This window comes from Mesorhizobium sp. P2_H9, from assembly GCF_056403215.1.
Genome location: NZ_JBFUFX010000011.1, coordinates 69,046 through 78,563, shown reverse-complemented (window position 1 = coordinate 78,563; position 9,518 = coordinate 69,046). Strand labels below are relative to the sequence as shown.

General features: G+C 62.7%; 12 protein-coding genes. 8 read left to right on the top strand and 4 right to left on the bottom strand.

The window, feature by feature from the left end; genetic code table 11:
• Positions 1 to 28: 28 nt before the first annotated feature.
• Positions 29 to 1,909, bottom strand: coding sequence for a L,D-transpeptidase family protein (locus tag AC1DXN_RS21505; protein WP_477276152.1), 1,881 nt, complete (start codon positions 1,907 to 1,909; stop codon positions 29 to 31).
• Between the two features lie 276 nt (positions 1,910 to 2,185).
• Here AC1DXN_RS21505 and AC1DXN_RS21500 point away from each other — a divergent pair, with 276 nt between their 5' ends.
• The gene (locus AC1DXN_RS21500; protein WP_477276154.1) at positions 2,186 to 2,590 is read left to right on the top strand and encodes a rhodanese-like domain-containing protein; all 405 of its coding nucleotides are present in this window, start codon (positions 2,186 to 2,188) and stop codon (positions 2,588 to 2,590) included.
• 7 nt (positions 2,591 to 2,597) lie between these two features.
• Here AC1DXN_RS21500 and AC1DXN_RS21495 read toward each other — a convergent pair whose 3' ends face one another.
• Positions 2,598 to 3,509, bottom strand: coding sequence for an alpha/beta hydrolase (locus AC1DXN_RS21495; RefSeq protein WP_477276156.1), 912 nt, complete (start codon positions 3,507 to 3,509; stop codon positions 2,598 to 2,600).
• Positions 3,510 to 3,557: 48 nt separating this feature from the next.
• On the opposite strand from AC1DXN_RS21495, the gene AC1DXN_RS21490 reads away from it, so the two are divergent.
• Entirely contained in the window at positions 3,558 to 4,010 is a 453-nt protein-coding gene (locus tag AC1DXN_RS21490) for a MarR family winged helix-turn-helix transcriptional regulator (RefSeq protein WP_477247000.1), read from the top strand.
• Positions 4,011 to 4,032: 22 nt separating this feature from the next.
• Here the strand turns inward: AC1DXN_RS21490 and AC1DXN_RS21485 are convergent, their stop codons facing one another.
• Both AC1DXN_RS21485 and AC1DXN_RS21480 read right to left on the bottom strand, forming a co-directional pair.
• Entirely contained in the window at positions 4,033 to 4,644 is a 612-nt protein-coding gene (locus AC1DXN_RS21485) for a pyridoxamine 5'-phosphate oxidase family protein (protein WP_477276158.1), read from the bottom strand.
• 66 nt (positions 4,645 to 4,710) lie between these two features.
• Positions 4,711 to 5,064: a gamma-butyrobetaine hydroxylase family protein gene (locus tag AC1DXN_RS21480; RefSeq protein ID WP_477247004.1), complete on the bottom strand. Its 354-nt coding sequence runs from the start codon at positions 5,062 to 5,064 to the stop codon at positions 4,711 to 4,713.
• 198 nt (positions 5,065 to 5,262) lie between these two features.
• On the opposite strand from AC1DXN_RS21480, the gene moaA reads away from it, so the two are divergent.
• The 6 genes from moaA (at position 5,263) to mobB (ending at position 9,501) form a co-directional block, all read left to right on the top strand.
• A complete protein-coding gene (gene moaA, locus AC1DXN_RS21475) occupies positions 5,263 to 6,258 on the top strand; it encodes a GTP 3',8-cyclase MoaA (protein WP_477276160.1) in 996 nt (331 codons plus the stop codon).
• Positions 6,259 to 6,311: 53 nt separating this feature from the next.
• A complete protein-coding gene (locus AC1DXN_RS21470; RefSeq protein WP_477276162.1) occupies positions 6,312 to 6,785 on the top strand; it encodes a hypothetical protein in 474 nt (157 codons plus the stop codon).
• A 119-nt stretch (positions 6,786 to 6,904) separates the two neighbouring features.
• Complete coding sequence (locus AC1DXN_RS21465; protein WP_477247009.1) at positions 6,905 to 7,264, top strand: hypothetical protein; 360 nt, start codon at positions 6,905 to 6,907, stop codon at positions 7,262 to 7,264.
• A gap of 148 nt (positions 7,265 to 7,412) precedes the next feature.
• A complete protein-coding gene (locus AC1DXN_RS21460; RefSeq protein ID WP_477276164.1) occupies positions 7,413 to 8,333 on the top strand; it encodes a DMT family transporter in 921 nt (306 codons plus the stop codon).
• A gap of 29 nt (positions 8,334 to 8,362) precedes the next feature.
• The gene (mobA, locus tag AC1DXN_RS21455; RefSeq protein ID WP_477276166.1) at positions 8,363 to 8,995 is read left to right on the top strand and encodes a molybdenum cofactor guanylyltransferase MobA; all 633 of its coding nucleotides are present in this window, start codon (positions 8,363 to 8,365) and stop codon (positions 8,993 to 8,995) included.
• Complete coding sequence (gene mobB, locus AC1DXN_RS21450) at positions 8,992 to 9,501, top strand: molybdopterin-guanine dinucleotide biosynthesis protein B (RefSeq protein ID WP_477276168.1); 510 nt, start codon at positions 8,992 to 8,994, stop codon at positions 9,499 to 9,501. Before mobA ends, mobB begins: the two co-directional genes overlap by 4 nt.
• Positions 9,502 to 9,518 lie beyond the last annotated feature (17 nt).

Genomic DNA, 9,518 nt, shown 5'->3' with positions numbered 1-9,518 from the left:
ATTGGCCCATTCCGAATTGGGATGGGCTTCAGCTCGTCGGCGAGCGCACTGCCTCGGTCGCATCCAGCGCCTGCATCAGCCGCGTATCGCGATCATAGACGTCGTTGAAATATTCGACATTGCCGGACAGGTTCGGCCAGGCGGTGAAATAGGCGGCGTAGACCGGGATCTTGCGCGTCACGTCTTCGGTCGCATGGCCGTGCTTCAGCTTCTCGGCGACGTCGTCGACAGAGACGCCGAGCACTGCCGCCGCCATGCCGCGCGGATCCTGCAGGCGAATACAGCCGTGGCTCAGCGCCCGCATGTCACGCTCGAAGAACGACTTTTGCGGCGTGTCGTGCATGTAGATGGCGTGCTTGTTGGGAAACAGGATTTTCAGTTCACCGAGCGCATTGGCTTCGCTTGGCTGCTGGCGTACGCTGTAGGGAATGTTGGCGCCGTAGGCGCCCCAGTCGACCGAGGACGAAGGAACTCGCTTGCCGCGCGAATCGGTCACTTCGTAGCCGGCACGGTCGAGATAGCCAGGATCGTTGCGCAAGCGCGGCAGCATCTCATTGACGATGATCGACTGCGGCACGCCCCAATAGGGGTGGAAATCGACCTGCTTGATCTCCTTGAAGAAGAAGGCGGTCTGGTTGGTGGTCCTGCCGATGACGACGCGGGTCTTCAGCTTTTCCTCGCCATTGTCGATATAGGTTGCGGTGAATGCGGGCTGGTTGATGAAAACGCGCGGACTGCCGAGATCGGATGGCATCCAGCGCAACTCTTCCAGCGCGACCTGCACTTTCTGCAGCCTGTCGGCTTTGGAGGTTCCGGCCAACGACGCGACCGTGCGCGGGCCGATGACCCCATCGCCCTTCATGCCGGCCTTCACCTGTACGGCCTTGATGACCGGCACCAGTTCGGGAACATAGACTTCGCTGGTGCCGAGCCGGGCCAGGATCTCGCCATAGGCCCCGCCCATCTCGTCATCGAGATTGCGCGCGATGAGCGTCAGCAGCTTCGGCAGTTCGGGACTGGTTTCGCCCGGCTTCAACAACAGCTTGGGGTCGACGACGATTTCGTTTTCGGCACTGGCCTGCAAAGATTCCAGTTCGACGCGCAACGCCTGGTATTCCGGGTTCTGCGGATGGCGCGATTCGAGATAGGTGCGCACTTCCTGGGTGTGCGCCAGCGTCTTCAGCACGGCTTCCATGTCGACCGGCTTGGGCGGAAATTCGTAGTAGCCGGTCATGCGGTTGGGATCGACGCGGCCGCTTTGGGCATCATGGGCGTAGCGCAGGACGCGCGCCGACAGCGCCATCTCAAAGCGGACGAGTTCCTTCATCTGGGCATTGGCATCGCCGGCCGACGCGCTGGCGGCCGGCACTTCGACCGTGTAGTCAGCAGGCGTGAGGCCGTAGCTCGCCGCTTCGCCGAGCACGCGCACGGCATCCTGGGCGCGGCTGTTGACGGTCGTTCCGGTCACCCAGATGAAATCCGGGTTGGCCGAATAGTAGGCGATCAGCGCCTTGGCGATGTCGGGTTCTGCATAGAGTTCATAGTCGCTCAGCCCGGCAACCGCTTCGCGGAAGGCGGTGCTCGTCGCCGATGGCACAAAGGCGGCGTCCTCGGCCGTCGCCACCTGGGGCTGCGCTGCAACCAGCGACGCGAAGTCGACGCGCACCAGCCGGTCGGCCTTGTAGGTGTAGTAGGACGGGCTGCTGATCCTGGTGCCGCCGCCACCGCCAGCTGCCGGGGGTTTGCGCTTGGGCGGCGGAGGAAATTCGCCTTGCTGCCCGTGCTTGATGCCGCCGCCAAAAAGCATATCGAACAGCCCCTGTGCGCCTGCCTGCGGCGCCCCGAAGGCCAGCGTCGCTGCAACCGCTGCGAGCGGCACCAAGGTTGCTCTTTTTCCAAGGAATTTCATGGATCACCCGCTCCGGTCGCAACCGGCCCCGTTCCGCGCCGCTAGATTGTCTCGCCCACCGCATGGCGGATGTAAGGCGCAACTATACCGATTCATACTGATTTCGTTAAGCTTCCATAAATTTCGGCGGGTCTGTTGCAGAACGGTTTCACAACATCGTGACGGTCGAAGCGATTTTGGCAGGGGCGATGACCGGCCCCGACACGGCGTGACAAAGGCCGCCCGTTGTGCTGGAAATCCGCAAGGCCGGCAAACACGCGGTCGGGAGGATAGCCGGTGAAAAAGGGATATCGTGAGCTGCTCGATGAGGCCAATGCCGAGATCGAAGTGGTCTCGCCTGAGGAAGCGGCTGATCTGCTTGACGACGAAGCAACGATCTTCGTCGACCTGCGCGATCCGCGCGAAGTGGAGCGGGACGGCAAGATCCCCGGCGCAAAACATGTCACCCGCGGCATGCTGGAATTCTGGATCGACCCGGAAAGCCCGTACCACAAGCCGTTCTTCGCCTCAGGAAAGAGTTTTGTCTTCTTCTGCGCCGGCGGCTCGCGCTCGGCGCTTGCCACCAAGACGGCGCAGGATATGGGGCTTTCGCCGGTGAAGCATATTCTCGGCGGCTACACCGCCTGGAAAGCGGCCGGACTGCCGGTCGAGCCCGGCGAGAAGAAGAAACAGACCGTGTAAGCCCGGCTCAGTGCAGCAGCACCGATTCCCGATGGTCGGCAATGAAGCCGACGGCGCGCTCGACCACGCCCTTGTCGGCGAGGATGCGGCGATGGCCGAGTCCATTGGCCCAATGAAGCCGCACATGGTCGCCGGCGCCGGCATAGCGCGTTGCGTGATCGGCGGAGACTTCACGGTCGTCCGGCGCATGGATGACCAGCGTCGGCACCGGCCTGTGCGCAAGCTGGCGGTCGCCCGTGAATTCGTGCAGCGGCCGGCCGGATAGTTTTTCGACCCGATCGGCCATCGCGATTTGTGAGCGCGGGCCGACATTGAGCATGCGGCTGAAGTCGGCGAAGATCGTCGGCAACGAACTCGGCGCAGCGATAAGCACCAACCGTTCGGCCGCCAGCGGCGCAATGTTCCTGACCGAACCGGCAACGGCATTGGCGGCAACGGCACCGCCGAAGGAATGGCCGACCGCTGCTGCGAACGGTCCGAACCATTCGCCAGCGATTCGCGCGGCTTCGACGGCATTGACCAGGTTCAACCGACGGCCCTGCGACTGCCCGTGGCCCGGCAGGTCGAGCGAGACGACCTTGTAGCCGGCGCTGCGATAGCCTTCGATCAGCGTGCGCATATATTCGGTGCGCGAACGCCAGCCATGGATGACGAGCACCGTGCCGGCGGACGCCCTGCCCGGCTCGGGCCTGAATTCATGCACCATCACACAGCCGGTCTTGGTCTTCAGCCGGTGATGACGCGCCTCGGCCATGAAATCGGCGGCGCGCGCGACAGCGCGCCGTTCGCCATCGTTAAGCGCCTTCACATTCGGCGTGCGGCAGAACAATTCGAATGCCGCGCGGCCGCTCAGGCGCGGAGCGACATGTTCAGTGGCTGCGAACACGCCCCGGATGACCTTCAGTCCAAATGATGCCATAGTGGCGATCCATCCATTCCGTTCAAGCATGAACATAATAGTTCAAACATGAACATTAAGCAAGAGCTACCCTGGGACAACCCGCGTTTTCGCAACTGGGTCGCGGTGGCGCGCGCCTGCCATGCGCTGGAACGGGCGCTGGCGGCAAAGCTGGCGCCGCTTGACCTCAAGCCGGCGCAGCTCGACGTGCTGATGAACCTCTATCGCCACCCCGGCATGTCGCAGCACGATCTCGCCCGCCGCCTGCTGGTCGGGCGCTCCAACATCACCATGCTCTTGCCGCAGCTGGAGAGCCGCGGCCTGCTGCGCCGTGAAGGTGACGAGAAGGACAAGCGCGTTTTGCGGCTGACCCTGACCGAAGCCGGCACGGACCTGTTGATGAAGGCGCTGAAGGTGCATATGGCGCTGATCGAGAAGGCGATGAGCCAGTCGACGCCGGAACAATGCGACATGATCGGCGAGCAGATGCGCAAGATCTATGACGTACTGAAGGAAGCGTGATCCAACCGGCCTCGCGACCCACTCACCACATCGTCTTTTTCGCCCGCTCCGGCCATTCCTTGTCGTAGGTCTCGCTGTCAATGTTCTTGCGGCTGGTGACTTCCAGGATTTGTCCCGGCGTCGGCAGCGATTTTGGATCGACATGCTTTGCCGGGTTCCACAGTTCCGAGCGGACGATGGCGCGGGCGCACTGGAAATAGACCGAATCGACATCGACCACGGTGACCGAGCGCGCCGGCTTGCCTTCGACGGTGAACGACGCACAAAGCGCCGCATCGGTGGTGATGTGGGCGCGACCATTGACGCGCAGCGTGGTGCCGGAGCCGGGTACCAAAAACAGCAGGCCGACGCGCGGATCGCGAATGATGTTTTTCAGCGAGTCAGCCCGGTTGTTGCCGCGCCGGTCCGGCATCATCAGGGTTTTCGGATCGTGGATGCGCACGAAGCCGGCGAGATCGCCGCGCGGCGAGCAATCCAGCCCCTCCGGCCCGCTGGTCGCGAGCGCAACAAACGGCGATGCCTCGATGAAGGCGGCGTATTCGGGAATGACATGATCGAGTTCCTTGACCACCGACGCTTCGCCTGGCAGGCCATAGAGGGCTTCGAGCTGTTCGACCGAGGTGATGACGGACATCTTGTTCATCTCCGAACCTTTGCCGGCGCTATCCCAGATCCGTGACGTTTTGACGACAATCCAGAACTAACGATCGCGGCTGAGACCCTTTTCCTCGAGCTCCGCGAGATAGGCGTTCCAGCGCGCGTCCTTCTCGTGGCCTAGCGTATGCAGGTAGTTCCAAGTGAAGATGCCGGTGTCGTGGAAATCGTCAAAGGTGATGCGCACAGCATAGTTGCCGACCGGCTCGATCTTCAGGATGGCGACGTTGCGCTTGCCGGGAACGGTCACGCGCTGTTCCGGCGAATGGCCCTGCACCTCGGCCGAAGGCGAGGCGACGCGCAGCAGCTCGGCCGGCAGTTCGAACGGCCGGTGATCCGGAAAGGTCACCGAGAGCAGTCTGCGGTCTTTCGAGACCCTGAGTTCCTTTGGTGCCGTCATGATGGTAGACCCCGCATCGATCGCCCTTCCCTACGCTGCTTCGCGCAGCGGGAAAAGGCGCTTTAGGGGCAACCGACATGCCATGTCGGCCAGGGAATGTTACCAAAGATCGAGAGCCGCTATCTTGAATGCGAAGCCGGATCGTATCACATAGCGGTATATAACGCCGCCGTTCGCGGCCACGGGAAACGCACAAGCATGAACATGATCGACCCATTCGGTCGCACAATCAGCTATTTGCGCGTGTCGGTTACCGACCGCTGCGATTTCCGCTGCACCTATTGCATGGCCGAGGACATGGCCTTTCTGCCCAAGAAGGACCTGCTGTCGCTGGAGGAACTCGACCGCCTTTGCACCGTGTTCATCGAAAAGGGCGTGCGCAAGCTGCGCCTGACCGGCGGCGAGCCGCTGGTGCGCAAGAACATCATGCATCTGGTGCGCCAGATTTCGCGACACCTGCAAAGCGGCGCGCTGGAAGAACTGACGCTGACCACCAACGGTTCGCAGCTTTCGCGCTTTGCCGCCGAGCTCGCCGATTGTGGCGTCAAGCGCATCAACGTCTCGCTGGACACGCTCGACGCCGACAAGTTCCACAAGATCACCCGCTGGGGCCATCTCGGCAAGGTCATGGAAGGCATCGACGCGGCACAGGCGGCGGGGCTGAAGGTGAAGCTCAATGCGGTGGCGCTGAAGGATTTCAACGACGCCGAACTGCCGGAGATGATGCGCTGGGCGCACGGCCGCGGCATGGATCTGACGGTCATCGAAACCATGCCGATGGGCGAGATCGACGCCGACCGCACCGACCAGTATCTGCCGCTGTCGCTGCTGCGCGCTTCGCTGGAGCGCCAGTTCACGCTGACCGACATCCCCTACAAGACCGGCGGCCCGGCCCGCTATGTCCAGGTCACTGAAACCGGCGGACGGCTGGGCTTCATTACGCCGATGACGCATAATTTCTGCGAAAGCTGCAACCGCGTCCGCCTGACCTGCACCGGCACGCTCTATATGTGCCTCGGCCAGGAAGATGCAGCCGACCTGCGCGCACCGCTGCGTGCCTCCGAAGGCAACGAACTGGTCGCCGATGCCATTGATGAAGCCATCGGCCGCAAGCCGAAGGGTCATGATTTCATCATCGACCGCCGCACCAGCCGCCCCTCGGTTTCCCGGCATATGAGCGTCACCGGCGGCTGATTTTTTCGCCGATCTCGTGCAAGATCGCCTCCGTCATTGGCTGGAGGCATGGCATGAAACGACTTTTCCCGACCCTGGCGTCTTTCGCAGCGATTGCAACGACCACGGCTGTTGCCGCGCCATTCACCTACGTCAACGAGCGTTTCGGCACGGTCTGCACCTTTCCCGACGAGGTCTTCACCGATCGCCAACCCGAACCGGACAATGGCGACGGGCAGGTATGGCTGAGCGCCGACGGCGCCAGCCTGACCTGCTCGGGCATATACAACGTCGACGATGACACACCGAAAAGCTTCGTCGCTGCCGAGAAAGCCAGCAAGGTGCCGGGCTACACGATCACCTACAGCAAGACCGGCAAGGACTGGGCGGTGCTGTCGGGCGTCAAGGACAAAAATATCTTTTACGAGCGCCGCCTGTTCGGCAAGGATGGCGTCATCCGCACCGTCTGGATCGACTATCCGCCTGCGCTGAAATCCAAATACGACCCTCTGGTCGGGCCGATCGCCGGCAGCCTCAAGGGGCCATGAGCATTCTCGGTAACACCCCGGAAAAAGTCTCCTCCGCAAGCGGTTGCCTGATTTACCGCCAGCATGTTCCGGCCTAGCTTTCCGCGCAGCGGAATCGTCGCTCACAGGGGGAATACACCATGCGCAAACTCATTCTTTCTCTCGCCTTGCTCGGACTCGCGACTGTCCCGGCGGCAGCCCAGTCGATCGGCGGCACCTACGCTGTCGCCGGCACCAATTTCGACGGATCGGCCTATGGCGGCGAAGCGACGATCACGCTGACCAGCGAGACGACCTGCACAATTCATTGGGAGACTGGTGGATCGTCCTCGGACGGCATCTGCATGCGCAACGACGATGCTTTTTCCGCCGGCTATGTGATGGGCAAGGAAATCGGCCTCGTCGTCTACAAGGTGCAGGAAGACGGCTCGCTGCACGGCCTGTGGACGATCGCCGGCAAGGACGGCAATGGCACCGAGGTGCTGACGCCGAAGAAATAAGCTCTACCGCTCCAGCCGCGGTCGTGATCTCGCGGCCTGTCCGGGAAACATTGCGGGCCACAACGAAACGCTGTGGCCCAGTCCTTTGGCGTTGCTGTTTGGAAACCGGCTGTTACAGGCTTGATCCAACCCAAAACCGGTAACGCCCTTGCCCCTTTCCCCAAACCTTCGCGGCGCGCTGTTCATGATCGTGGCGATGGTTGGCTTTACGCTCAACGACGCCATCACCAAATTCTCGTCGGAATCGATGAACATGGCGCAGGTCATGTTCATCCGGGGTGCCTTCGCCTCGCTGTTCGTCGGTCTGCTCGCCTGGCAGCGCGGGGCGCTGGCCAGGCCGGCCTCGATGCTGCAGCCGCTGGTGGCGATCCGCGTGATCGGTGAGGCCGGCGCCACCGTCGCCTTTCTCGTCGCCCTTGCCCATTTGCCGATCGCCAATGTCTCGGCCGTGCTGCAGGCGCTGCCGCTGGCGGTGACCATGGGTGCGGCACTGGTGTTCAACGAAGGTGTCGGCTGGCGGCGCTGGCTGGCCATCGCCGTCGGTTTTGCCGGCGTGCTGATCATCGTGCGGCCTGGGTTTGAAGGGTTCAGCGTCTATTCGCTGCTGGCGCTGACCAGCGTCGCCTGCTGCGCGGTGCGCGACCTCGCCACCAAGCGAATACCGCAGGCCATTCCAACATTGCTGGTGTCGACCGCCACGGCGCTTGCCATGACGGTGCTGGGCGCGGCGCTGCTGTCACCGATGGGTGGCTGGACACCAATGACGGCAAAAAGCACGGCGCTGCTGGCACTGGCGGCAGTGCTGGTGCTGATCGGCTACCAGTTTATCATCATGGCGATGCGGGTGGGCGACATCTCCTTCATCGCGCCGTTCCGCTACACCGCCCTTTTGTGGTCGATCCTGCTTGGCCTGTTCATCTTTGGCGACCTCCCCGACCTGCCGATGATTCTTGGTGCCACGATCATCATTGGTTCCGGCCTCTATGCCCTCTACCGCGAGCGCGTCGTCGGCCGGCAAAAAACCGCCGCCGAAAGCGCTGGACCGGACATGGCGCCGGACGGCATATAGGCCGAGCCGACACATACAGGCAGTGAGCGATGAGCCGAGAGGTTGCAGGGATCATTCTGGCTGGCGGCCAGTCCAGGCGCATGGGCGGCGGCGACAAGAGCCTGCTTACCCTTGGCGGCGACAGCGTGCTGGACCACGTCGTTGCGCGTTTTGCGCCGCAGGTCGGATTGCTGACGCTCAGCGCCAATGGCGACCTGTCGCGATTCGCCCAAGTCGGACTGCCGGTACTTGCCGACACGGTGACAGGCTTTGCCGGACCGCTTGCGGGAATCCTGACCGGGCTCGAATGGGCTGGCGCGAACACAGGGTGCAAATCACTTGTGACGGCCGCTGGCGACACGCCTTTTCTGCCAAACAATCTGGTCGAACGGCTGGCGGCGGCGGTCGAAGAGCGCCCCGATGCGATTGCCGTCGCCAGTTCGGCCGGCAAGCGGCATCCGACCTTCGCTCTCTGGCCGCTAAGTCTGCGCGACGCCTTGCGGCACTTTCTGGTCGACGAGAACAACAGGCGGGTTTCCGCCTTCATCGACCGGCGGGAGTTTGTCGAGGTGGATTTTCCGATGCTTGCAGCCGGCGGGCACGAGATCGACCCGTTCTTCAACATCAACACGCCAGACGACCTTGCCGAAGCCGAACTGCTGCTGCAAAGCATAACCCTATGAACAGACGCGTCTTCGGCATCACCGGCTGGAAGAATTCCGGCAAGACGACACTGACCGAAAAGCTGGTCGCCGAGTTCGTGCGGCGCGGCTGGAAGGTGTCGACGGTCAAGCACGCTCATCATGATTTCGACATCGACAAGCCCGGGGCCGACAGCTTTCGCCACCGGCAGGCCGGCGCCATGGAAGTCGCGATCGTCTCCGGCAAGCGCTGGGCGCTGATGCACGAATTGCGCGGCGAGGACGAGCCGACGCTGGAGGCGATCCTGGCGCGGCTGGCGCCATGCGACATCGTGCTGGTCGAAGGCTACAAGCGCGAGGCGCACAACAAGATCGAAACGCGGCGGCTGGAGGCCAGCGACCGGGCGCCGCTCGCGGCAAACGACCCGCACATCGTCGCCATCGCTGCCGACTTTGCGGTTCCCGGCGAAAGCCTGCCGGTGTTCGATCTCGACGATACGAAATCGATAGCCGACTTCATCGAGCGTACGACTGGTCTCGTTACTTGAGCCGTGACGCTGCGGCA